This is a genomic window from Mesorhizobium sp. B2-3-12, assembly GCF_006442205.1.
Taxonomy (GTDB): Bacteria; Pseudomonadota; Alphaproteobacteria; order Rhizobiales; family Rhizobiaceae; genus Mesorhizobium.
On sequence record NZ_VFVR01000013.1, the window covers coordinates 31848 to 54676 of the forward strand.

At 62.1% G+C, this 22829-nt stretch carries 20 protein-coding genes; 10 read left to right on the forward strand and 10 right to left on the reverse strand.

Annotated features, from left to right (window positions below):
• Nucleotides 1-11 precede the first annotated feature (11 nt).
• Both scpA and FJ948_RS26755 read right to left on the reverse strand, forming a co-directional pair.
• Complete coding sequence (scpA, locus tag FJ948_RS26750; protein ID WP_140709785.1) at nt 12-2132, reverse strand: methylmalonyl-CoA mutase; 2121 nt, start codon at nt 2130-2132, stop codon at nt 12-14.
• Complete coding sequence (locus FJ948_RS26755) at nt 2129-3571, reverse strand: methylmalonyl-CoA mutase (protein WP_140709787.1); 1443 nt, start codon at nt 3569-3571, stop codon at nt 2129-2131. Before FJ948_RS26755 ends, scpA begins: the two co-directional genes overlap by 4 nt.
• A 325-nt stretch (nt 3572-3896) precedes the next feature.
• Here FJ948_RS26755 and FJ948_RS26760 point away from each other — a divergent pair, with 325 nt between their 5' ends.
• Complete coding sequence (locus tag FJ948_RS26760) at nt 3897-5444, forward strand: helicase HerA-like C-terminal domain-containing protein (RefSeq protein ID WP_140709788.1); 1548 nt, start codon at nt 3897-3899, stop codon at nt 5442-5444.
• Nucleotides 5445-5577: 133 nt separating this feature from the next.
• A complete protein-coding gene (locus FJ948_RS26765; protein ID WP_140709789.1) occupies nt 5578-6360 on the forward strand; it encodes a hydroxypyruvate isomerase family protein in 783 nt (260 codons plus the stop codon).
• A 220-nt stretch (nt 6361-6580) separates the two neighbouring features.
• On the opposite strand, the gene FJ948_RS26770 is transcribed toward FJ948_RS26765, so the two are convergent.
• On the reverse strand, nt 6581-7507 hold the full coding sequence (locus FJ948_RS26770; RefSeq protein WP_140709790.1) for a LysR family transcriptional regulator: 927 nt from the start codon (nt 7505-7507) through the stop codon (nt 6581-6583).
• 158 nt (nt 7508-7665) lie between these two features.
• Between FJ948_RS26770 and FJ948_RS26775 the strand changes: the two genes are divergently transcribed.
• Nucleotides 7666-9351: a GMC family oxidoreductase N-terminal domain-containing protein gene (locus FJ948_RS26775; protein WP_140709792.1), complete on the forward strand. Its 1686-nt coding sequence runs from the start codon at nt 7666-7668 to the stop codon at nt 9349-9351.
• Nucleotides 9352-9379: 28 nt separating this feature from the next.
• Nucleotides 9380-11893 carry a CoA transferase gene (locus tag FJ948_RS26780; protein WP_140709793.1) on the forward strand — a complete coding sequence of 838 codons (2514 nt, stop codon included), beginning with the start codon at nt 9380-9382 and terminating at the stop codon, nt 11891-11893.
• 63 nt (nt 11894-11956) lie between these two features.
• Here FJ948_RS26780 and FJ948_RS26785 read toward each other — a convergent pair whose 3' ends face one another.
• Together FJ948_RS26785 and FJ948_RS26790 are read right to left on the reverse strand one after the other, a co-directional pair.
• Nucleotides 11957-12787, reverse strand: a complete 831-nt coding sequence (locus FJ948_RS26785; RefSeq protein ID WP_140709794.1) for a L,D-transpeptidase — start codon at nt 12785-12787, stop codon at nt 11957-11959.
• 171 nt (nt 12788-12958) lie between these two features.
• The gene (locus FJ948_RS26790; protein WP_140709795.1) at nt 12959-13621 is read right to left on the reverse strand and encodes a haloacid dehalogenase type II; all 663 of its coding nucleotides are present in this window, start codon (nt 13619-13621) and stop codon (nt 12959-12961) included.
• 155 nt (nt 13622-13776) lie between these two features.
• Between FJ948_RS26790 and FJ948_RS26795 the strand changes: the two genes are divergently transcribed.
• The 4 genes from FJ948_RS26795 (at nt 13777) to FJ948_RS26810 (ending at nt 16979) form a co-directional block, all read left to right on the forward strand.
• Nucleotides 13777-14655, forward strand: coding sequence for a branched-chain amino acid aminotransferase (locus tag FJ948_RS26795; RefSeq protein ID WP_140709797.1), 879 nt, complete (start codon nt 13777-13779; stop codon nt 14653-14655).
• Nucleotides 14656-14830: 175 nt separating this feature from the next.
• Nucleotides 14831-15427, forward strand: coding sequence for a superoxide dismutase (locus FJ948_RS26800; RefSeq protein ID WP_056563640.1), 597 nt, complete (start codon nt 14831-14833; stop codon nt 15425-15427).
• Nucleotides 15428-15581: 154 nt separating this feature from the next.
• Entirely contained in the window at nt 15582-16019 is a 438-nt protein-coding gene (locus FJ948_RS26805; RefSeq protein WP_140709798.1) for a cytochrome c, read from the forward strand.
• A gap of 9 nt (nt 16020-16028) precedes the next feature.
• Nucleotides 16029-16979, forward strand: coding sequence for a cytochrome c (locus tag FJ948_RS26810; protein ID WP_140709799.1), 951 nt, complete (start codon nt 16029-16031; stop codon nt 16977-16979).
• A gap of 71 nt (nt 16980-17050) precedes the next feature.
• On the opposite strand, the gene FJ948_RS26815 is transcribed toward FJ948_RS26810, so the two are convergent.
• From FJ948_RS26815 to FJ948_RS26825, 3 genes are all read right to left on the reverse strand, one after another.
• A complete protein-coding gene (locus FJ948_RS26815) occupies nt 17051-17440 on the reverse strand; it encodes an SET domain-containing protein-lysine N-methyltransferase (RefSeq protein ID WP_140709801.1) in 390 nt (129 codons plus the stop codon).
• 149 nt (nt 17441-17589) lie between these two features.
• Nucleotides 17590-18216, reverse strand: coding sequence for a LysE family translocator (locus FJ948_RS26820; RefSeq protein ID WP_140709802.1), 627 nt, complete (start codon nt 18214-18216; stop codon nt 17590-17592).
• A 19-nt stretch (nt 18217-18235) separates the two neighbouring features.
• Nucleotides 18236-20335: a S9 family peptidase gene (locus FJ948_RS26825; protein ID WP_140709803.1), complete on the reverse strand. Its 2100-nt coding sequence runs from the start codon at nt 20333-20335 to the stop codon at nt 18236-18238.
• A 115-nt stretch (nt 20336-20450) separates the two neighbouring features.
• Here FJ948_RS26825 and FJ948_RS26830 point away from each other — a divergent pair, with 115 nt between their 5' ends.
• Together FJ948_RS26830 and FJ948_RS26835 are read left to right on the forward strand one after the other, a co-directional pair.
• Nucleotides 20451-20819: an SH3 domain-containing protein gene (locus FJ948_RS26830; protein WP_140709805.1), complete on the forward strand. Its 369-nt coding sequence runs from the start codon at nt 20451-20453 to the stop codon at nt 20817-20819.
• A gap of 388 nt (nt 20820-21207) precedes the next feature.
• Nucleotides 21208-21633 (forward strand): MucR family transcriptional regulator, encoded by a 426-nt coding sequence (locus FJ948_RS26835; RefSeq protein ID WP_140709807.1) that lies wholly within the window; start codon nt 21208-21210, stop codon nt 21631-21633.
• 107 nt (nt 21634-21740) lie between these two features.
• Here the strand turns inward: FJ948_RS26835 and FJ948_RS26840 are convergent, their stop codons facing one another.
• Together FJ948_RS26840 and FJ948_RS26845 are read right to left on the reverse strand one after the other, a co-directional pair.
• Nucleotides 21741-22169 carry a SufE family protein gene (locus FJ948_RS26840; RefSeq protein WP_140709809.1) on the reverse strand — a complete coding sequence of 143 codons (429 nt, stop codon included), beginning with the start codon at nt 22167-22169 and terminating at the stop codon, nt 21741-21743.
• A 100-nt stretch (nt 22170-22269) separates the two neighbouring features.
• Nucleotides 22270-22617, reverse strand: coding sequence for a DUF5330 domain-containing protein (locus FJ948_RS26845; protein WP_140709811.1), 348 nt, complete (start codon nt 22615-22617; stop codon nt 22270-22272).
• Between the last annotated feature and the right edge of the window lie 212 nt (nt 22618-22829).

A 22829-nucleotide genomic window follows, 5' to 3' on the forward strand; every position in this document is an offset into this window, starting at 1 on the left:
CAATGTTTCGCTCAACGCGCCAGCAGCCGATCCAGCAGCCGCTCCGCCGCTTCCGGGATGACCGTCCCCGGCGGGAAAATCTCCGCCGCTCCTGCCTTCAGCACCGCATCATAGTCCTGCGGCGGGATGACGCCGCCGGCCACGATCAGCATGTCGCCGCGGCCGAGCTTCTTCAGCGCGTCGCGCAATTCGGGGATCAGCGTCAGGTGGCCCGCTGCCAGCGATGAGGCGCCGATGATGTGGACGTCGTGCTGGATCGCCAACCTGGCGATCTCTTCCGGTGTCTGGAACATGGCGCCGACGGTGACGTCGAAGCCGAGATCGGCGAAGGCCGTCGCGATCACCTTCTGCCCGCGGTCGTGGCCGTCCTGTCCCATCTTGGCCACGAGAATACGCGGCTTGCCGCCGTTTCTCTTTTCGAAGGCATCGAGCTTGTCCCGCAGCCGGTCGACCACCGGATTGTCGCCGAGCGCCTTGCGGTAGACACCGGAAATGGTCTGCACCGTGGCCACATGGCGGCCATAGGCTTTTTCCAAGGCGAACGAGATTTCGCCGACAGTGGCCTTGGCGCGCGCGGCGCGGATGGCGAACTCCAGCAGATTGTCCTCGCCCTGCGCGGCTTGGGTCAGCGCGTCGAGGGCGCTTTCGACGGCGGCGACGTCGCGCGTGCCTTTCAGCCGTTGCAGCTTCGACAGTTGCCGGGCCCTGACCTCTGCATTGTCGATCTTCAGCACGTCGACCTCGATGTCCTTCTCGGGGCGATGCGCATTGACGCCGACCAGCATCTGCTCGCCGGAATCGATGCGCGCCTGCGTGCGGGCCGCTGCTTCCTCGATACGCAGTTTGGGTATGCCCTTTTCGATCGCCGCCGCCATGCCGCCGAGCGCCTCGACCTCTTCGATATGGGCGAGCGCACGCGCCGCCAGATCATGTGTCAGCCGCTCGAGATAGGCCGAACCGCCCCACGGGTCGATGATGCGCGTGGTGCCGGACTCTTTTTGCAGGATGAGCTGCGTGTTGCGGGCGATGCGCGCCGAATGGTCGGTCGGCAGCGCCATGGCTTCGTCGAAGGAGTTGGTGTGCAGCGACTGCGTATGGCCTTGGGTCGCCGCCATCGCCTCGATCATGGTGCGGATGATGTTGTTGTAGGGGTCCTGCGCCGTCAGCGACCAGCCGGACGTCTGGCAATGGGTGCGCAGCGACAGCGAGCGCTCGTCCTTCGGCGCGAAATTCTTCTTCATCAGGGTCGACCACAACAGGCGCGCGGCCCTGAGCTTGGCCACCTCCATGAAGAAGTTCATGCCGATCGCCCAGAAGAAGGACAGGCGCGGTGCGAAACGGTCGATGTCGAGCCCCGCCGCGACGCCGGCGCGGGCATATTCGATACCATCGGCGATCGTATAGGCGAGCTCCAGATCGGCGGTCGCGCCGGCTTCCTGCATGTGATAGCCGGAGATCGAGATCGAATTGAACTTCGGCATGTTCTTCGAGGTGTAGGAGAAGATGTCCGAAACGATCCGCATCGAGGGCTTCGGCGGATAGATGTAGGTGTTGCGGACCATGAACTCCTTCAGAATGTCGTTCTGGATGGTCCCCGCCAGATCCTTCTGCGCGACGCCTTGCTCTTCGGCCGCCACGATGTAGAGCGCCATGATCGGCAACACCGCGCCGTTCATCGTCATCGACACCGTCATCTCGCCGAGCGGAATGCCGTCGAACAACTGCCGCATGTCGAGAATGGAATCGATGGCCACGCCCGCCATGCCGACATCGCCGGCGACGCGTGGATGGTCCGAGTCATAGCCGCGATGGGTGGCGAGATCGAAGGCGACCGACAGGCCCTTCTGGCCGGCGGCAAGGTTGCGCCGGTAGAACGCATTGGACTCTTCGGCGGTCGAAAAGCCGGCATATTGCCGGATCGTCCAGGGCTGCTGGACATACATGGTCGGGTAGGGGCCGCGCACGAAGGGCGGCAGGCCCGGATAGGTGTCGAGATGCGGCAATCCGTTGAGGTCGCCTTGATTGTAGAGATGCTTGACGACGAGGCCTTCCGGCGTCGTCCGCTGTCCCTTGACTTCGACCGGTGCGCGGCGCGGTGGCACCCAGCCGATCTGACTGAAATCCGGAATCAAGAAGCGGCCCCGATGGATTGATCGATGCGGACCGGCGACAGCGGCTCGCACAGGACGACGCCCTCGGTGAAGGCAGGCCGCTTCTCCGCGTCCAGCGTCTCGACCGGACGCTCGCTTTCCAAGGAGTAAAGCGTGGCGCCGACAATGGCCCGCTCGCCTGACTTGAAGGCAATGCCGCGCTGGGCGGCGGCGGTGCGGACGCGCTGCTGGATATGTCCGCCCCGGAGGCTGGAAAGCACGCCGCCTTCCGCCTCGATCGCCTGCAATTCCGCCCACGCGGCTTCGCAGAGGTCCGAGGTCAGCGCTTCGACGGAGCCGGAGCCATAGGCGGGATCGGCGACATGATCGACATGGCTTTCATTGGCCATGATCAGTTGCGCGTTGCGCGCGACGCGGCGGGCAAAAGCCGCCGGCAGGCCGTGCGCGATCGTATGCGGCAGGATTGAGATTGAATCGGCGCCTCCCGCCGCCGCGGCGAAGCAGCCGATCGTCGTGCGCAGGATGTTGGTTTCGGGGTCCGCGGCCGTCATCATGCGAAATGATGTCTCGGCATGGATGTTGGCCGTGGAATTGGGAATCGAGCAGGTCTCCTGCACACGCGCCCAGAGCCTGCGGAGGGCCCGCACCTTGGCCATCGACAGGAATTGGTCCTGGTCGACGCTGAGCGCGAAGCCGATATGCGGCGCGGCATAGACCAGCGGTTGCCGCGCCTTCTCGAACATTCTCAGATACGAGACCGCCGAAGCCAGCATGATGCCGAGTTCCTGCGCTTCGGTGGCGCCGGCATTGTGAAAGACGCGACCGTCCGCCTCCAGAAGCACGCCGGGCACGCCCATCGAGAAGAAATGTGCCAGCGATTGCGGCATCGATTCCTGCAGCGCCTCGATCGACATGCGCAGCCGGCCAGTGCCGGCGAGAATGGCCGCCGGATCGATGCCGAAGGAGAGGTTGAGCTTCGCCGGATCGGACCGGCGCTTGCTCAAGAACGCCACCAGCCAGTCCGCCATGGGTCGGCTCCAGGGGTGGGTATCGATGCGGATCTGGACCCGGTTGAGCGGCACACCATCCAGCACCGTCTCCAATGCTTGCGCTGTCCTCGGCAGGCCGTAGCCGAAGGCGTTCGGAGCACCTTCGAAGACAAGCGACAGCCCTGTCGCGCCTTGCGCGATGTCTTCCAGGACCTGGCTCTTGGCGCGGTCGACATCGGGGTCGTCAACGCGCTGGCTGACGATCCATGGCGACTGGGCATTGGCGCGCACGATCGGTTCGGCTCCCGTCGCGCGGTCATAGAGCGGCTCGACGCGGATGTTGTCGTCGGTGTGCGAGACCAGCTTTTCCTCGAAGGATGCGCCGGCCAACGCCTTCTCCGCCAGGGCCAGCCATCGCTGGCGCTCGGCATTGGTTGGCTCAACATCCCTGGTCAAGGCTCCGGCGCCCATTCATCTTCCTCGTTTATGCAACCGCACCAGCCCGGGGCAGTTCAGTCTACGGTCCCGGTTCGGTTATCGCAATGCACGTCCCGGGTCTGAATTCGATCCACCTGATATTCGACCCTCCTGATATAGGTCGGCTTGCGTGGACGACCATGAACGATTGCCAAACACCATCGAAATTCGCAAGTTCCAAAAATCCGATTTCGGCGATCGGCGCCGATTGGATGATTGGCCCCGCTTTGGACAATTGTCATTGTCGCTGTGCGACAGCCTCACTATACCTTCGGACAAAGGCTGGCTTTGGACACATCAGTTTGCGGAGACCCGACATATGGCTGACGACACCAGTATTTTCATCGGCGCCAGCCGCAAGCCCGACGACAGCTATCAGCGGGCCGAAAACCTGCTGCTGCAATACGGCAATCGCCACGGTCTGGTGACCGGCGCCACCGGTACCGGCAAGACCGTCAGCTTGCAGATCCTGGCGGAGGGATTTTCCAACGCCGGCGTGCCGGTCTTCTGCGGCGACATCAAGGGCGACCTTTCCGGCATCGCCATGATGGGCACCGCGCAGGATTTCCTGGTCAAGCGGGCAGAACAGGTGAAGCTCGACCCTTACGACTTCCAGGAGTTCCCGGTCATCTTCTGGGATCTGTTCGGCGAGCAGGGCCACCCCATCCGCGCGACCATTTCGGAAATGGGGCCGCTGCTCTTGTCGCGGCTGATGAACCTGACCGACGCGCAGGAAGGCATCATGAACATTGCCTTCCGCATCGCCGACGAGGAAGGGCTGCTGCTGCTCGACATGAAAGACCTGCAGGCGCTGCTCGCCAACATCGCCGAGCGTGCGGAAGAGATCAGCGCCCGTTACGGCAACGTCACCAAGCCATCGGTGGGGGCCATCCAGCGCACCTTGCTGGTGCTGGAACAGCAGGGGGCGACAAACTTCTTCGGCGAGCCGGCATTGCGCATTGCCGACATCATGCGCACGACCCGCGACGGCCGCGGCGCCATCAGCGTATTGGCCGCAGACAAGCTGATGATGAATCCGCGCCTCTACGCGACGTTCCTGCTCTGGCTGATGTCGGAGCTGTTCGAGGAACTGCCGGAGGTCGGCGATCCCGACAAACCGAAGCTGGTCTTCTTCTTCGACGAGGCCCACCTCTTGTTCGACGAGGCGCCGAAGGTGCTGATCGACAGGGTCGAGCAGGTGGTCCGCCTGATCCGCTCCAAGGGCGTCGGCGTCTATTTCGTCACGCAGAACCCCTTGGATATTCCCGAGAAGGTCCTGGCCCAACTCGGCAACCGCGTGCAGCACGCGCTGCGCGCCTACACGCCGCGCGAGCAGCAGGCGGTGAGGACGGCGGCCGAAACCTTCCGGCCCAATCCGGATTTCGACTGCGCCACCGCCATCACCCAGCTCGCCACCGGCGAAGCGCTGGTCTCGACGCTGGAGGCCAAGGGCATTCCGTCCATGGTCCAGCGCACGCTGATCCGCCCGCCGTCCTCGCGGCTCGGGCCCATAACCCCCGCCGAACGGCAGAAGCTGATCGGGGAAAGCCCTGTTATCGGCCAGTACGATCAGGTCATCGATCGCGAATCGGCTTTCGAGATGTTGCAGAAGAAGGCCAAGGAGGCGCAGGACGCCGAAGCGCAGGCACAGCAGGCCGGCAGCGGCGGCTCGCGCTGGACCATTCCCGGCTTCGGCAATGACGATCCAGCACCGCAGTCCGGTGGCCGCCGGGCTCCGGCGCCACGCCCCTCCAATCGCCAGACGGTGGCGGAAGCCGCGATCAAATCGGTGGTGCGCTCGGTCGGCTCGTCGGTCGGGCGAGCGATCGTGCGCGGTATCCTGGGGAGCCTCTCGCGCGGACGTTGAGCAGCGGCCGGACCGCGGGGACTGCTCCGAAGCATAATCGCGTCTTCGACGGCCGGATCGGTGAAGCACAGCCCTGTCAATCTCAAACTCGCAAAACCAAAGTCGAATGGCTGTGCCTACATCGAGGTCTGATATGCCCGACACTTTTACCCTTGCGGCCTGCGCCGAGATGCTGTGGCGCGACAGGCCGATGGAGTTCCGCGTCAAGCGCCTGACCGAAATGGGTTTTCAGGTCGGCCTCTGGAACTGGCCAGATCACGATCTTGCGATGCTGGAAAGATCCGGCGCCACCTTCTCGATCATGAATGGCTATCTCCGCGGCCGGCTCGCCGATGACGAGGGTGCCGCCGAACTCTTGAGGACGGCGAAGGAGACGGCGGCCGTCGGCAAGCGCCTCGGCGTCGCCCGGCTTAATCTGCACGGAACGGGCCTGGGCGAGGGCGGTCTGCCGGTCACGCCGTGCGAGACCGTTACCGGCGCGATGTGGCTCAAGGCACGCGACACGCTGAACCGCGTCGCCGACCTCGCCGAGGCGGAGGGCGTGACTTTCACGCTGGAGAATTTGAATCTGCCGGTCGATCATCCCGGCGTGCCGTTCGGGCGCGCCGAGGATACGCTGGCACTGGTATCGAGCGTGAACCGGCCGGGCCTGCGCCTCAATCTCGACCTGTACCATGCGCAGATCGGCGAGGGGAACCTGATCGAGCTCTGCCGCGCCTGCCTGCCCTGGATCGGCGAGGTGCAGGTGGCGGACGTGCCCGGACGCCTGGAGCCCGGCACCGGCGAGATCAACTATAGCGGCATTGCCCGTGCGTTGAAGGATATGGGCTACCGGGGACCGGTCGCCATGGAGGCGTTCGCCTCCGGCGATCCCGAAGCAGCGCTTCAGGCCTTCCGCGATGCTTTCACCACCTGAGGAAACAGCAACAGTCCCCAGGAACGCCATCCGGCTATCGTTGCCGACAGCCACGCGATGAAAGCGTGCGGAAAAAAATTAGTGGCGGCCGATGCGGCCGGCGTCGACACGCTGCCGATCGAAGGCCGCTTCTTCTCACCATGGATGCGCGGAGCGTCAAATGCATGTCGCTCAAAAGTGACCTCGGTCTTGGGAAGACGACATGCATAAAATCAAAGGCTTAATGTTCACCGCGCCAGATCCGGTCAATGACGTCGAAGGCCAGGGCGACATTGGGATCGGATCGCCGCGCGAACAAGCAGGCAAAACCCAGGCTGGTTTCCAGCTTGACCCTGTCCGCGATAACCAGGCCGTTCGCCTGTCGTTCGTTGAGCGCGATCGATTCGCGGCAGAGGCTCAGCCCAAGCCCGGTCCGAACCATCGCCAGCATCGAGGTTTCCTGATCGACGAGGGCGACGATATTCTGCTTGATGCCGCCCAATTGCCTCGCAAGCAGCCTGTTGTGGACCGATGCCGGCGGAGTGCCGATCCATGGAAGCTCGGCAAGCTCCTTCCAGTCCCGTCCCGCCACCATGCCGGCAAAGCCGGGCGGCGCCACGACGCGATACGTCATGCTGGACAAGCGCTTGATGAAGAACTGGGCCTCGGGTTCCGTATCCGCGGCATCGGTGCTTGTGCCGAAGTCGTCGAGATCGCCGAGAATGAAGCCGACATCCAGTTCGTTTCGCTTCAGCCGGATGGCGACCTCGCCACTCATGCCTTGCCGAAGTTCCGTGTCGATGCCCGGGCCGCTTTCGGCGAGAGCCTGCAAAAACGCGCCCAGGCGGGTGAATTCGGGGTCGATGATCGTGCCGATCCTGAGTCTGCCGCGTAGCTTCGTGCCGAGATGCCTGGCGGTCTGCCTGAACTCGGCTGCCTGGGCCAGCACCTGCTGGCCTTTCGCCGCGAGCAACGCACCATCGCGCGTCAATTCAAGTCCGCTCGCGGTCCGATGGAACAATGCCACGCCGACTTGCTGGGAAAGCCGTTTAAGTTGAAGGCTGACGGCAGGCTGGGTGAGATGCAGCAATTCGGCCGCCTTGGTAACGTTGCCTTCCTGAGCCACGGTGACAAACGCTTTGACCAACCTGATATCCAGATGATCCATATAAATTCTCGTTATGATGGTCTCTGCCATTTATCATTGGATTCGATGAATTTATAGACGCATTTTGACAACAGGTAGAGTTTCAAGCCGGCGACGATGACGAGAATTATAAGAATTTGTCCGCTTCTGGCATTGCATCTCGCGGAGGATTGACTGGAATGAAGGCGCGGGGCGCTCGCTCGGATACTGAAGATTTCGACTACGTAGTGGTCGGAGCCGGATCGGCGGGCTGCCTGCTTGCCAGCCGTCTCAGCAGCGATCCCGCCAGGCGGGTTCTGTTGATCGAGGCTGGCCGCAAAGACAACTACCCCTGGATTCACATACCCGTGGGTTACCTCTACTGCATTGGCAATTCGCGTACCGACTGGCTTTACAACACCGAGCCCGAGGCGGGTCTCAACGGCCGCTCCCTGCGTTATCCCCGTGGCAAGGTGCTGGGCGGCTGCTCGTCAATCAATGGCATGATCTATATGCGCGGCCAGTCCCGCGACTACGATCAATGGGCGGCAATCACCGGCGATGGCGAATGGTCATGGCAAAACTCCCTGCCGGACTTCATGGCGCATGAGGACCATTATCGCCTCGACAACGACGCCGATCCCGCGACCGGCGGCAACAGCCGGTTCTCGGACATGCATGGCCATGGCGGCGAGTGGCGCATCGAAAAGCAGCGTCTCAAATGGGATATTCTCGAATCCTTCACCGATGCCGCTGTCCAGGCCGGCATCCCCCGATCGTCCGATTTCAACGGCGGCGATAACGAAGGTGTCGGCTACTTCGAGGTCAACCAGAAATCCGGCTGGCGGTGGAACACGTCGAAAGCCTTTTTGCGACCGGTCCGCCATCGCCGCAACCTGGTGATCTGGACGCAAGCCGAAGTTGACAGGCTGTGCATCGAAACCGGGCCGGATGGTCACAAGCGCTGCACCGGCTTGTTCCTCCGCCGCCGCGACCAGCAGATATCGGTCCAAGCGAAATGTGAGGTCATTCTGTCGGCGGGGGCGATTGGCTCTCCACGGATATTGCAACTCTCGGGCATCGGCCCGGCGGCAGTTCTCGGAGGTGCCGGTATCGATGTCGAGCTTGATCTCCCAGGCGTTGGAGAAAATCTGCAGGATCACCTGCAGATCCGCGCCGTCTTCAAGGTCACCAATGCCAGAACGCTCAACACGCTTGCCAACAGTCTTGCCGGCAAGGCGATGATCGGGCTGGAATACGCTTTGAAGCGCACCGGGCCGATGAGCATGTCGCCATCGCAACTCGGCGCGTTCACGCGCTCCGATCCCGGCCAGGCGCATGCCAATCTCGAATATCATGTTCAGCCGCTCAGTCTCGACGCGTTCGGCGAACCTCTGCACACCATACCGGCCTTCACCGCCAGCGTCTGCAACCTCAACCCAACCAGTCGCGGCAGCGTGCGGGTCCGCTCCGCGCAACGCGGGCAAGCGCCGGCCATCGCGCCCAATTATTTGAGCACCGAGAAAGATCGCAAGATTGCCGCCGACAGCATCAGGCAGATCCGGTCGATCGTCGGCCAGCCGGCGCTTGCAAGATACAATCCCGTCGAATGGAAGCCCGGCGTCGAATTCCAGAGCGATGAAGATCTCGCCAAGCTCGCGGGCGACATCGCGAACACCATCTTCCATCCCGTGGGGACCGCCAGGATGGGCCGCGACGATGACGCGATGGCCGTGCTCGACAGCCGGTTGCGCGTCCGCGGCATCGAGGGCTTGCGCGTCGTCGACGCCAGCGTGATGCCGACGATCACCAGCGGCAACACCAGCGCCCCGACGATGATGATCGCCGAAAAGGCGGCGCGCTGGATCATCAACGACGCGCGATGACACAGACACCAACCAAGAGATCACCGCCATGACCTCGACTTCGCGTTGCGCACTGCCGCTGTCCGGCATCAAGATCATCGACTTCGGGCAGTATATCGCCGGCCCCGCGGTGGCGATGATCCTCGGCGATCTCGGCGCGGGTGTCGTTCATGTCGATCCCCCCTCGGGTCCGCTCTGGGACAATCCGGCCAATGCAATTCTCAACCGCAACAAGTTGAGCGTCACGATCGACTTGAAAACCGCCGCGGGCCTGAACGAGGCGAACGCGCTGGTTGCCGAAGCCGACATCGTCATCGAGAATTTCAGGCCTAAGGTCCTGGCCCGGCTCGGCATCGACTTCGAAGCGCTGCGAAAAGTCCGTCCCGAGTTGATCACGGTATCGATCCCCGGCTTCGCCTCGAACGATCAACTGCGCAGCGACTGGCGCGCCTTCGAGACCGTTATCGCCGCCTCATCCGGCGTCTTCACGGACATGGGCCTCAACCGGGTGCTGATGGGGATCAATCCGTCCTTTTCGCCGCTGCCCCTGGCTTCCGCCTATGGCACCATGCTCGCGGCTTCCGCAACCGTTCTGGCCCTTCAAAGCCGCCAGCGGACCGGACATGGCGACCATATCGAAGTGCCCCTTGCCAGCGCGGTGATGGAGGGCCTGTCCTACAATTCCATCAGGATCGAAGACTATCCGCTTCGCTACCAGACGCAGCGCGAACGGGAGATCGAACGCCGCCGCGAGGAAGGCCTGCCGATGGACATGTCCTACGGCGACTTGCAGGAATTTCTTGATCCCTTCTATCGAAGCTACATGTGCGGCGACGGGCGGATGTTCTACGTCGTCTGCCCAAGCCACAAGAACCACGCCAAACGCTGCCTGCAGACGCTCGGCCTTTACGATGAACTCGTGAGTGAAGGGCTCCGCGAGGAAGACGACACCTATCTTCCCGTCTCGGAATGGTCATCCGACGTGTCGCTCGGCGTCTATCCCTTGCCGAAATTCTGGGCCCACAAGATTGCCGCAAGGATGAAGGCGGTTTTCCTGACCCGCACCGCGGCGCAATGGGAGCATATTTTCGGCGAAGGGTTATTCCCGGGAGCACCGCAGCGCTGGCTTCAGGAATGGATTACCGACGATCATGCCAGGGCGGCTGGCCTGATGATCGAGGTCGACGATCCCATACTGGGCCGCATGATCCAGCCTGGGCCGATGGTGTGGCTGCAGGAAAGTGCGCACGCCATGTTGAGCCCGGTGCCGCGCAGCTGGGTAACCGTGGCCGAGGCCCAGGCAAGGCTGGCTGAAGTGAAAAGTCCGCCTCCGCCTGTTCCTGCCGCCAATGCCTCCGTCGGCTGGCTCGACGGGATCAAGATCCTCGACCTCTGCAACGTCATCGCGGGTCCGCACTCGGTCGCTTATCTCGCCCGCTTCGGCGCGGAGGTGATCAAGATCGACCCGGCAAAACCGTTCTACGACTGCTGGAACACGGTAATTTTTGGCATGTCCCACATGCGCGGCAAAAAATCCGCGCTGCTGGATATCGCAACCGTTGACGGGCGCGACGCATTCGAGAGGTTGGTCAAGTCCGTGGATGTCGTCGTCTGGAACGCCACCGACCGTCAGGTCGAAGTCATGGGACTCGACCTAAAAGGGATGACAGAGCTCAACCCCGACGCAATTTTCTGTCAGCTCGATTGCTTCGGCGGCGTCCGCGTCGGACCGCGCACCAACTATCTTGGCTATGACGACCTGGTCCAGGCGGCGACAGGCATCATGCTTCGGTTTGGAGGATCGATGCGGACGCCGGAAGAACATGCCCATGTCGGCACCATCGATGTCATGTGCGGCTTTGGCGCCGCTCTCGGCGTGGCTGCCGCGCTTTTCCAGAAATCCGCAACTGGCGTCGTCGGCCGGCCACGCACGTCGCTGTCGGCGCTGACAGGGCTGGCGCAAATCCCCTTCTGCTACGACTATGAGGGCCGTCGACCATTCGATGAACCGGCGGGCCGCGAAACAAAAGGTTTTGACGCGTTGTCCCGGCTTTACGAAACTGCGTCCGGTGGTTCGATCCTGCTATGTGCGTCGGACGCCGACTTGCCGCGCTTCGAGACGGTAGAGGGATTGGCGGGGCTGGCTTCGATACCGAAGCCCGACCGGGTGACCCATCTGGCCAAGATATTCATGACCGAACCGGCCGAGATTTGGCAACAGCGCCTTGTCGACGCTGATATCGGTGCATCGCCTTGCGAGAACATCGAGACGATCCGGAGCCGGAACGCAAGGATGGCGGACGGTTGGCCTGGCACCCAATATGGCAGTTACTCGTTCTCCGTCTTCCCAGATCACCCGAGCGGTCACATGGTGACCCAACTTGATCCTTTCGCCGTCCGGCCCAGTGAGGGAAAGGTCCATGCTCTTGCGTCGGCCGAGAAATACGGCGCCTCGACACGCGCCGTTCTCGCCGCCGTCGGCTATGACGATGCTGACATCGACAGAATGCTGAAGTCGGGTGCCGCCAGTGTCTCCTGGAGCAGAGCCTATTTGCCAGGCTGAGAACAGACGCCAATGGCTCAAATCCCAAGGCGGCGTGGTTCGCCGCCCTGGATCTCGATCCATTCAGAAAATCGCGTTCGTGATCGCCTTGACCGGACCGAGCAGGACCGATCCGTCCGGCACGCCCGAGTCGATCGGAATGGCCTTGTGGTTCGCCGTCGCGGCCGCCACCATCGGCTGGCTGGCATCGCTGGTCACGATGACCGGGCTTTTCGACGGCACGCGGTCGTAGAGATCGATGATGTCCTGGTTCATCAGCCGCACGCAGCCCGACGACACCGACTTGCCGATCGAACGCCATTCCGGCGAGCCGTGCAGGCGGTAGAGCGTGTCGACATTGCCCTGGAACAGGTAGAGCGCACGCGCGCCGAGCGGGTTCTTCAAGCCGCCGGGCATGCCCCCATTGTCGGCGCTGTACTGCTTCAGTTCGGGCTGGCGGGCGATCATCTCATCCGGCGGCGTCCATTTCGGCCATTTCTGCTTCCACTGGACGACGGCATCGCCCGACCATTCGAAGCCGGCGCGGCCGAGGCCGACACCATAGCGGATGGCCTGGCCGCCCGGGCGAACCAGATAGAGGAAGTGGCCGGTCGTATCGACGACGATGGTTCCGGGCTTCTGCCCGGTCGGGTCAGGCACGATCTGGCGCAGGAACTGCGGATCGATCCTGTCGACCGGGATGGCCGGCAGATCGAAGCCGCCATCGTTGACCGCCGCGTACATCGACGCATAGTCGGAGAGTGGCGGCTCCACGTAGGTTGGTGGCGGCGGCTCGGCTGGCCCAGGTCCGGTGGTGGTGCATGCGGAAACCGCGATCGAGGCGGCGCCCAGGGCTGCGGCATTGAGGAAGCCGCGACGGCTCAGGCGATGGGATTCGATTTCGGTTATGGACATGGCTGCCTTCTTTAGGACTCAAATCGCAACAAAGCGTGAATACACCGACCGCTGTCGCGGGTGTCGAACAACACCTGGGGCGATAGGCGGTTCCGATTCTGGCCCGAACGTGGACAAACAAAGGCGAAGCTGTGACTGCGCCGCCACTGTGGCCCTTGGGCCACAGGTCCGCTAGCCACCGGATACCAAGGCGTCCAGCGACGGCAGGATCAGGGCAGGTGGCAGGTCCCGGTATTCTTCCGGCTGGTTGGAGCGGTTGATCCAAACCGTGCGGAAGCCGAATTTCGTGGCGCCGGCTATGTCCCAGCGATTGGAGGACTGGAAGGAAACCGCGCCGGGATAGAGCCGCCAGCCGGTGGCGACCATGTCGTACACAACAGGGTCGGTCTTGAAGCGCCGCACCGCATCGACCGAATAAACGTCGTCCAGAACATGGTCGAGCGCCGCGGACTTGACGGCCGCCTCCAGCATTTCGGGCGATCCGTTGGAGAGGATCGCCAGTCTCGCGCCCGAAGCCTTCAGCGCCTTCAGCACGGCCGGCACTTCGGGGTAACAATCCAGCCTCCAATAGGCTTCCAGCAGCTTTGCCTTCAGGCTCGGGTCGGCCGAAGGGACCTTGCGCAAGGCGAAGTCCAGCGCCTGTTCCGTCAACTGCCAGAAATCGGCATAGGCGCCCATGAGCGTGCGCACCCAGGAATATTCGAGCTGCTTGGCGCGCCAGATTTCGGACAGGAGCTGGCCGTCCGGGCCGATCGCGTCCGCGTGGCGGCGCACGGCCGCGTGCACGTCGAACAGCGTGCCATAGGCGTCGAAAACATAGGCGGCGTATTGCATGGCAACAGTTTTGAGGCGAGCCGGGACAAGGTGCAAGTCTTGATTGCATCGCACCGGCGCTGGCCTCAACAAAACTCCCCGATGCTGGTTGACGGCAGCGGCCAAAGCGTCATCCAATGTTGTCACACTAGATTTGAACGGAACAGGAAAACGCGATGACACTGGCGGCAGCGGCGCAATCCGCGACATGGACTTTCGTCGATGGCGATTGGTACGAAGGCAATGTCGCCATTCTGGGGCCGCGCAGCCACGCCATGTGGCTCGGCACCAGCGTGTTCGACGGGGCGCGCTGGTTCGAGGGCGTGGCGCCGGATCTCGAACTTCATGCCGCACGCGTCAATGCCTCGGCGATCGCGCTCGGTCTCGCGCCGAACATGACGCCCGAGCAGATCGTCGGGCTGACCTGGGACGGATTGAAGAAATTCGACGGCAAGACGGCGGTCTATATCAGGCCGATGTACTGGGCCGAGCATGGCGGCTACATGGGCGTGCCGGCAGATCCGGCCTCGACGCGATTTTGCCTGTGCCTCTATGAATCGCCAATGATCTCGCCGACCGGCTTTTCGGTGACAGTGTCGCCGTTCCGGCGCCCTACCATCGAGACCATGCCGACCAACGCCAAGGCCGGCTGCCTCTATCCCAACAATGGCCGCGCCATTGTCGAAGCCAAAATGCGCGGCTTCGACAATGCGCTTGTGCTGGACATGCTGGGCAATGTCGCGGAGACCGGAACCTCCAACATCTTCCTGGTCAAGGACGGCCATGTGCTGACGCCGGCCCCCAATGGAACCTTCCTGTCCGGCATCACCCGCTCGCGCACCATGACGCTGCTTGGCGAATATGGGTTCAGGACGACCGAAAAGACGCTGTCGGTGCGGGATTTCCTCGAAGCCGACGAGATCTTCTCGACCGGCAACCACTCCAAGGTCGTGCCGGTCACCCGCATCGAGGACCGCGACCTGCAACCCGGTCCGGTGGCCAAGAAGGCACGCGAACTCTATTGGGATTGGGCCCATTCGACCTCGGCCGGCTGACATGCCGGTCCGGCCTTTCGGCCACCGGGCAGTTGGTCGCAGGAAAAGCGTGTGACAGTTCTCGGGAACCCGCTTAGAAAGGGGCCGGCGCTTCACTTCCGGAGTTGTTCCAGCTCAATCCCGACCTATCTTACTCCGGTATCCACACCGGACTTTCCACGAGGGAGTACTACCCATGGCTTTCGAATTGCCCGCTCTGCCCTACGACTATGAGGCCCTGCAGCCCTATATGTCGAAAGAGACGCTGGAGTATCATCACGACAAGCATCACAAGGCCTATGTCGACAATGGCAACAAGCTCGCCGCCGAAGCCGGCCTTGGCGATCTTTCGGTCGAAGAGGTGGTCAAGCAGTCGTTCGGCAAGAATGCCGGCCTCTTCAACAATGCCGCCCAGCACTACAACCATATCCATTTCTGGAAGTGGATGAAAAAGGGCGGCGGCGGCAACAAGCTCCCCGGCGCGCTGCAGAAGGCATTCGACAGCGATCTCGGCGGCTACGACAAGTTCAAGGCTGATTTCATCGCCGCCGGCACGACGCAGTTCGGTTCGGGCTGGGCCTGGGTTTCGGTCAAGGATGGCAAGCTGGCCATCTCCAAGACCCCGAACGGCGAAAACCCGCTCGTTCATGGCGCCTCGCCGATCCTCGGCGTCGACGTCTGGGAACACTCCTACTACATCGACTACCGCAACGCCCGGCCGAAATATCTCGAGGCCTTCGTCGACAGCCTGATCAACTGGGATCACGTGCTCGAACTCTACGAAAAAGCCTGATTGCCTCTAGAAAAGCCCCGCATGCGGGGCTTTTCTTTTTCAGCACCGAACCAACCCAAGGTCATACGAAATTCACGCGGGGAGAAGGGAATATTCCTTCCGTCGCATCCGTTAACGTACTGTCCTGAAATGCCTTCATCACGGAGCCAAATGAATGAGAAAGCTTGTCATCGCCATCTCCATGCTCGCACTCGCGGCGTCGGCGGCCTTTGCCGATCCGATCCTCGACCGGCAGGCTCTGATGAAGGAACGGGGAAAGATCGTCGGCGGCCTGTCGAAAGTGGCCAAGGGCGAGGAGCCCTTTGATGCCGCCGCGGTGCTGACGCAACTGCAGGCGCTGCAGGCGAATGCCGAGAAATTCGACGTCGAGGCCTTGTTCCCGAAGGGCAGCGATACGGGCGACACCACGGCGGCGCCAAAGATCTGGGAAGACATGGCCGGCTTCAAGGCGGCCGAGGACAAGTACCTCGCCGACGTCAAGGCCGCGGTCGCCGCCGCTCCCGCCGATGCAGACGCGCTGAAGACGCAGATCGGCACTATCGGCTCGGATTGCGGCACCTGCCACCAGGGCTACAGGGTCAAGAAGGGCTGATCGCCAGAAATGGCCTGGCTGAGGAAGCTCGTCGGCGCCGCCCTCGTTGTGGGCGTCGCCGGCGCGGCCGCCGGTTGGCTGCTGTCGGCGCCGGTCAGGCTCGATGCGGCGACCCTGGCGCAACTCGGCCCCGGCGACGCCAGCCGGGGCAAGCGCATTTTCTACGCAGGCGGCTGCACCTCCTGCCACGCGAAGCCCGGGTCGCAGGGCGACGCACGGCTTGAACTGGTGGGTGGCCTCGAACTCAAGACGCCGTTCGGCACCTTCGTTCCGCCCAACATCTCGCAAGATCCCAAGGATGGCATCGGGGCGTGGTCGGTCGAGGATCTCGCCAACGCGATGCTGAAGGGCGTATCGCCGTCGGGCCGTCATTTCTATCCGGCGTTTCCCTACGCGTCCTACGCGCGCATGAAACCGTCCGACATTGCCGACCTATATGCCTTCCTCAAGACATTGCCCGCCGTCGCTGGCAAACCGCCGGGCAATTCGCTGGCGTTCCCGTTCAACATCCGGCGCGGCATTGGGCTGTGGAAGCGGCTCTATCTCCGCGACCAGCCGGTCATTCCCCTGCCTGACGGCACGCCCGAGCCCGTAATGGCAGGCCGCTACCTGGTCGAAGGACCGGGCCATTGCGGCGAATGCCACACGCCGCGCGATTTCGCGGGCGGCACCAGGAAAGGCGAATGGCTTGCCGGCGCCGTGGCCGCCGAGGGCTCGGGCGTCGTGCCGAACATCACTTCGGGCGAGGGGGGGATCGGCACTTGGTCGGCATCCGATATCGCCAACTACCTCGAAACCGGCTTCACGCCGGATTTCGATTCCGTCGGCGGCGCCATGGTCGACGTTCAGCGCAACATGGCCGAACTGACGGCGGACGACCGCACGGCGATCGCCGCCTACCTCAAGGCGATACCGCCGCATCCCAACGGCTATCCGGCGCGCCAGAAAAGCACGAAATAGGGCAATTCAAGGAAAAGTGTGAAACGTTTTTCCGTCCGGAATTGCGCCAAAACAAAGAGTCAATCTTCGCACTACAGGTGGCGATCGCCGAGGAAATCGAAGCCTGTTTCGAAGAAATGATTGTAATTGCAGGTCAACTCTTCGCCTGGGGCGATGTCGCGCAAGGCATAGGTTTCCTCGGGCGATGAAACATCGCAATTCGGCTCGTCGTCATGGTTCATGTAGCGAGCGTCATCGGCTTCGAAGACGATATAGGCCGGATCGCGCCGGTCGGGGTAGGAATAGCGGTCGAGATAGTTCTTCACCGGCCCGGTCTCGCCCTCATAGGTCTCGACGTCGATGATGCGGTCGAACCGGGGGTCGAGCTTCCAGACCAGCGTCCCCTTGGGGATGTGGTTCTTGGCAAACACACCAATGCCCTGGATCGGGGATTTGTCGAGATAGACGTCGACGAGCAGCATAATGGACCCTTGTGCAAGTGCGGGCTCGCGCCCAGGAAAATCGTGCCTTGGGTAGCGCGCGAGCGGCGCGATTGCGAGCGGAAATGAACCGCGCGGAAGTCAAAAAGTCATGATCATCACGCCTGTCGGCGGATGTTTGCTGTCTGGCGTCAGCGCTGTTGCAAGGCGAGGCGGACACCCAGGGCGCAGTAGATACCGCCGACAACCTTGCCTTGCCATTTCAGCACTGTCGGATTTCGGCGCAGGAAACCGCCGAGCCGCCCTGCGCTGACGGCAAACACGACCGTGCTGAAAAGCCCCAGCATGACGAAGATGATCCCCAATACGGCCAGCTGAACCATCGCCGATCCGTTTTCGGGACGCACGAACTGAGGCAGGAAAGCCAGGAAGAAAAGCGCGGTCTTGGGGTTGAGCACCTCGGTCAGGACAACCTGTCGAAACGCCGTGCCGGCCGATATCGCAAGCGCGCCAGCGGTCGGATCGGTCGGTGCTTTCTCGATGATGGCGCGAATGCCGAGGTAAACGAGGTAGGCCGCGCCGATATATTTCACGATGCCGAACAGCGTCGCCGACGTGGCGATGATCGCCGAGATGCCGACCATCGCCATCACGGTGTGGAACACATCGCCGGCCGCGATCCCGGCGCCGGTGGCGATCCCGACCCTCGTTCCCGAACTCGTCGCGCGGGCGATCGTCAACAGCGTGGCCGGACCCGGAATGAAGACAAAACCCAACACAACCGCGATGTAGGCTATCGCTGTGGATAGATCGATCATCGCGGCGTTCCTCCGTAAGCTATGCCTTGTCCGTCACTTTCAGAGTGAAGGCATAAGTATAGGCGATCTCCTCAAGGCGTGAAAACCGGCCGGAGGCACCGGCATGGCCGGAATCCATGTTGATCTTGAACAGCACCGGATTGTCGCCGCTCTTGCGGTCGCGCAGCCGCGCCACCCATTTGGCCGGCTCCCAATAGGTCACGCGCGGATCGGTGAGGCCGGCGAGCGCCAGGATCGGCGGATAGTCGAGCGCGGCGACATTGTCGTAGGGCGAATAAGCGGCGATCGTCCGGTAGTCGTCCGCCGACGCGATCGGATTGCCCCATTCCGGCCATTCCGGCGGGGTCAGCGGCAGGCTCGCATCCAGCATGGTGGTGAGCACATCGACGAACGGAACCTCGGCCACGATGCCGCCGAAGCACTCCGGCGCCATGTTGGCTATGGCGCCCATCAGCATGCCGCCGGCCGAGCCGCCTTGCGCGACCATACGGTCATGCGCGGTATAACGCTCGGCGACGAGGTGACGCGCGCAAGCGATGAAATCGGTGAAGGTGTTCATCTTCTGCGCACGCTTGCCGTCATCGTACCAGCCATAACCCTTGTCCTTGCCGCCGCGGACATGGGCGATGGCAAAGACCAGGCCGCGGTCGACCAGCGAGAACCAGTTGGTATTGAAGGCGGCCGGCACGGTGATGCCGTAGGAGCCGTAACCGTAGAGCAGGCAAGGCGCGGAACCGTCCAGCGGCGTGTCGCGGTGATGCAGAAGCGAGATCGGCACCAGTTCGCCATCGGCCGCGGGCGCCATCAGCCGCCTCGTGACATACTGGTGTGGGTCATGACCGGACGGCACTTCCTGGGTCTTGAGCAGCACACGCTCACGGGTCCGCATGTTGTAGTCGAACATCTGCGACGGCGTCGTCATCGACGAGTAGGAAAAGCGCATCATCTCGGTGTCGTATTCCAGGGACCCTGAAAGGCCGAGCGAGAAGGCCTCCTCGTCGAAGGAAATCAAATGCTCTTCGCCGCTGGCGCGGTCACGCACGACGATGCGTGGCAGGCCTTCCTTGCGCTCGAGCCGGACCATGTGGTCCTTGAAGCCGATCACCGACAGGATCAGCCGGCCCGGCTCATGCGGCACCAGTTCCTGCCAGTTGGCGCGGACAGGATCGCTCGCCGGCGCCGTCATGATCTTGAAGTCCTTGGCGCCATCCGCATTGGTCAGGACGAAGAAGATGTCGCCGCCTTCCTCCAACTCATACTGAAGGCCGGTCTCGCGGGCCGAAACCAGCTTCGGTTCGGCAAATGGATCGCTAGCGCTCAGCAGGCGGTATTCCGAGGTCTCATGGTCGTTGATGCCGATCATGATCCATTGATTGTTGCGGGTCCCATCGACGTTCATGAAGAAGCCGGGGTCGGTTTCCTCGTAGATCAGCCGGTCGTTTTCAGGGTTTTGGCCCAGGGCGTGGAACAGCACTTTCGACGGCCGGTGGTTTGGATCGAGACGCGTGTAGAAGAACCCGTCATTGCCCGCGTCCCAGACGCCCGAACCGCCTGTCGCGGGAATCTGGTCCGCCAGTTCCATGCCATCGGCCAGGTCGCGCACGCGCAGCGTGTAGAATTCGGAGCCCTTGTCGTCGAAGGCCCATAGAAGCTTGCGATGGTCGGTCGAATGATCGACCCCGCCAAGCCGGAAATAGGCCTTCCCCGCGGCCTCGGCATCGCCGTCGAGCAGGATCTGCTCGGGTCCGCCATCGCGCGGCGTGCGGAAATAGCGCGGCTGCTCGCCGCCCAGCTTGAAGGAGGACCCATAGGCATAAGACCCGTCCTTCATCGGAACCGAAGAATCGTCTTCCTTGATGCGGCCCTTCATTTCCTTGAAAAGCTGCTTTTGCAGATCCGATGTGTCGGCCATCAGTTTCGACTGATAGGCATTCTCGGCTTCGAGTTCGGCGCGGATCCCGGGATCGAGCAAGGAAGGATCCCGGAACATCTCCTGCCAGTTATCCGCCCGCAGCCAGGCATATTCGTCGGTTCGCGTGATGCCGTGATGCGTGTCCGAGACGGGCCTTTTCTCTGGGGCAGGAGCGCTGACGATTGGAAATCGGGAAGTCCTGGTCATTGCGTCTCGCTCTGGAAATATCTTGAATGATGAATGAACACGCCGATCAGGGCGGGTTCAAGAGCCGTTGCATAGAGGTGGTGTGGGCCCATTGAGGTGGCCGGGAGGAGAGAAGATGACTATTCGGTCTCGTATTGCCACGGCCTTCGCCGTTGCTTCGCTAACTCTGGTCTTTTCCGGCCAGTCTCATGCGACCGTATTCGCGGCTTGGCAAGTGGCCAATGTGCCGTTCGGCGACACGCTCAATGTGCGCAAATATCCGTCGGGGACATCCCAGAAGCAGGCCGCCTACCCGAACGGGACCGTCCTGCAGATGACAGGACGATGCACCGGCGGCGTGAACCTGCTCGACATTGCCGGCCAACCGGCATGGAAACAGCAACAGACAGTCCGCTATCGCTGGTGCGAGGTCTGGCATGACCCCGCCAAGAACGGCGTCTTCGTCACCGGCTGGGCCTATGGCAAATACATTACGCCGTTTTGACCAACGAAGGGTCGGCAACCTGTGGTTTTGTGGACAGGTGTGAACAACCAAGCTTGTCGGTGTGGCCGCCAAGCAAACCCGAACATTGAAACCTATTTTGTGAGTTATCGCGAATGTAATGATTAGCTGACCTAACGTCAGCCTTTATCCGTTTGGCGAACGAAATATCGAAAAATTACATGGTGCACGAAAGATTGAAGCTGATCCCGGAATAGTTGATCAAAATCCCTAAATATAATGCAGGCGGCGAATTGACTTACTTGACGTGCGGTCGCATTGATGTCCCTGTGACGCGAATCGCAGAAGCTCTATCTGCATAAATTCGTGCGATGCCCTGCCTGTAAAAAGGGGCACAGACCGACGTAACTCTTGTTGGGGCCTGAAGACCATGGATATTGTCGAAACACCTTCCAGAAACAATGATGCGCTGATCGAGCTCACCGCCGATGTGGTGGCTGCCTATGTCAGCAACAATCCCGTGCCGGTCGGCGAACTGCCGAACCTGATATCTGATGTCCACGCCGCCCTCGGTCGCGTGGGCGGAACCATTGAACAGCCGCCTGCCGACAAGCAGAAGCCGGCTGTCAACCCGAAGCGCTCGGTTCATGACGACTACATCGTCTGTCTTGAAGACGGCAAGAAGTTCAAGTCGCTCAAGCGTCACTTGATGACTCACTACGATCTGACGCCCGATCAGTACCGCGAAAAGTGGAACCTGGACCCGAGCTATCCGATGGTGGCGCCGAACTATGCGGCGGCTCGCTCGCAGCTTGCCAAAAAGATGGGCCTTGGCCGTAAGCGCAAGGCGCGGTAGTCGCTTTTTCAGAAGCGAACTGAAATCGAACGGCGCCTTCGGGCGCCGTTTTGCTTTGCTGGGTAGGAAAATGGAAGTTGGAAACCTGTCGCGCGGGCAGCAATCTGTCACGCAGTATGGGCGAGCGCCATCTCCGCATCGCGTTTGATGCGCTTGACCATCGAACGAAGCCCGTTGGCGCGCTGGGGTGACAGGTGCTCGTCGAGGCCGAGAGCCTTCAGCGTCGCTTCGGCGTCGGTTCTCTGGATTTCGCTGGCCGTCTTTCCGGAAAACAGCGCCAGCATGATCGCGACCAGTCCGCGCACGATATGGGCATCCGAATCGCCTGTGAAGGTGATGACGGGGTCGGTGCCCGGTCCCCGTTCGGTGGTCAGCCAGACCTGGCTCACGCAACCTGGCACCTTGTTGGCGGGGTTGCGCTGCTCATCTGGGAACGGCGGCAGGGCTTCGCCGAGCTCGATGACGTAGCGATAGCGGTCTTCCCATTCATCGAGGAAGGAAAAATCGTCGCGGATCGTCTGGATCGTCGTCGTCATGAGCCGGATATAGTCACGCGGCGGCGCCGCGTCACGAGAAAAACAAGAACACCGCGGGCGTCGAGAGGGCAGACAGCCCGCGGTGCGCCGTCGAGACGGCTTAATTCTTGATGGGCAGGTCGACCGTTTCGGGCAGGACGACTTCCGGCACGCTGCCGGTCATTGTCGTGGTGTCGGGGCCGGCGGACTTGTCATCCAACATGGCGGCCGCGATCTTGGCGGTCTCCTTGGCGCGCGCGGTAATGGTGTGCATCGCCGACTTGCCGGTTGCGCAGACATCGGGCTTGCGTTCGCAGATTCCGGCGATGTCGCCGACGGCGTCGCGCGCCGCGAACAGGGCCTGGATCGGCCCGACGCTTTCCTGGCCCGTTTCATCGGACCCGACACCCAGCGGCAGCGCCAGCAGTACCAGGGAAAACCAGAAAGCCATTCTTATCAGGAAGAACATGCCTTGCCTCTCGTCGTGACCGGATCATGCATCAAAGGGCATGACCTCTTTTATGGGCAGCATGTTGGCACACAGGCACGAAGGACGGCTTGCAGGCAAAGCGAAAATTCTCTTCAAATTTTAGGCAAATTCGAAACCAGGCGTTCTTGCCGCCGATTTGTCTCGGATCGGGACAATTTTCCTTACGGTGTGATAACCATCCATCCCATTGG

What these genes read in the sequence shown, in the direction of transcription:
- FJ948_RS26755 (WP_140709787.1), bottom strand. Translation starts at nt 3,571, where the DNA reads ATGGGCGCCGGAGCCTTGACCAGGGATGTTGAGCCAACCAATGCCGAG.
- FJ948_RS26760 (WP_140709788.1), top strand. Translation starts at nt 3,897, where the DNA reads ATGGCTGACGACACCAGTATTTTCATCGGCGCCAGCCGCAAGCCCGAC.
- FJ948_RS26765 (WP_140709789.1), top strand. Translation starts at nt 5,578, where the DNA reads ATGCCCGACACTTTTACCCTTGCGGCCTGCGCCGAGATGCTGTGGCGC.
- FJ948_RS26770 (WP_140709790.1), bottom strand. Translation starts at nt 7,507, where the DNA reads ATGGATCATCTGGATATCAGGTTGGTCAAAGCGTTTGTCACCGTGGCT.
- FJ948_RS26775 (WP_140709792.1), top strand. Translation starts at nt 7,666, where the DNA reads ATGAAGGCGCGGGGCGCTCGCTCGGATACTGAAGATTTCGACTACGTA.
- FJ948_RS26780 (WP_140709793.1), top strand. Translation starts at nt 9,380, where the DNA reads ATGACCTCGACTTCGCGTTGCGCACTGCCGCTGTCCGGCATCAAGATC.
- FJ948_RS26785 (WP_140709794.1), bottom strand. Translation starts at nt 12,787, where the DNA reads ATGTCCATAACCGAAATCGAATCCCATCGCCTGAGCCGTCGCGGCTTC.
- FJ948_RS26790 (WP_140709795.1), bottom strand. Translation starts at nt 13,621, where the DNA reads ATGCAATACGCCGCCTATGTTTTCGACGCCTATGGCACGCTGTTCGAC.
- FJ948_RS26795 (WP_140709797.1), top strand. Translation starts at nt 13,777, where the DNA reads ATGACACTGGCGGCAGCGGCGCAATCCGCGACATGGACTTTCGTCGAT.
- FJ948_RS26800 (WP_056563640.1), top strand. Translation starts at nt 14,831, where the DNA reads ATGGCTTTCGAATTGCCCGCTCTGCCCTACGACTATGAGGCCCTGCAG.
- FJ948_RS26805 (WP_140709798.1), top strand. Translation starts at nt 15,582, where the DNA reads ATGAGAAAGCTTGTCATCGCCATCTCCATGCTCGCACTCGCGGCGTCG.
- FJ948_RS26810 (WP_140709799.1), top strand. Translation starts at nt 16,029, where the DNA reads ATGGCCTGGCTGAGGAAGCTCGTCGGCGCCGCCCTCGTTGTGGGCGTC.
- FJ948_RS26815 (WP_140709801.1), bottom strand. Translation starts at nt 17,440, where the DNA reads ATGCTGCTCGTCGACGTCTATCTCGACAAATCCCCGATCCAGGGCATT.
- FJ948_RS26820 (WP_140709802.1), bottom strand. Translation starts at nt 18,216, where the DNA reads ATGATCGATCTATCCACAGCGATAGCCTACATCGCGGTTGTGTTGGGT.
- FJ948_RS26825 (WP_140709803.1), bottom strand. Translation starts at nt 20,335, where the DNA reads ATGACCAGGACTTCCCGATTTCCAATCGTCAGCGCTCCTGCCCCAGAG.
- FJ948_RS26830 (WP_140709805.1), top strand. Translation starts at nt 20,451, where the DNA reads ATGACTATTCGGTCTCGTATTGCCACGGCCTTCGCCGTTGCTTCGCTA.
- FJ948_RS26835 (WP_140709807.1), top strand. Translation starts at nt 21,208, where the DNA reads ATGGATATTGTCGAAACACCTTCCAGAAACAATGATGCGCTGATCGAG.
- FJ948_RS26840 (WP_140709809.1), bottom strand. Translation starts at nt 22,169, where the DNA reads ATGACGACGACGATCCAGACGATCCGCGACGATTTTTCCTTCCTCGAT.
- FJ948_RS26845 (WP_140709811.1), bottom strand. Translation starts at nt 22,617, where the DNA reads ATGTTCTTCCTGATAAGAATGGCTTTCTGGTTTTCCCTGGTACTGCTG.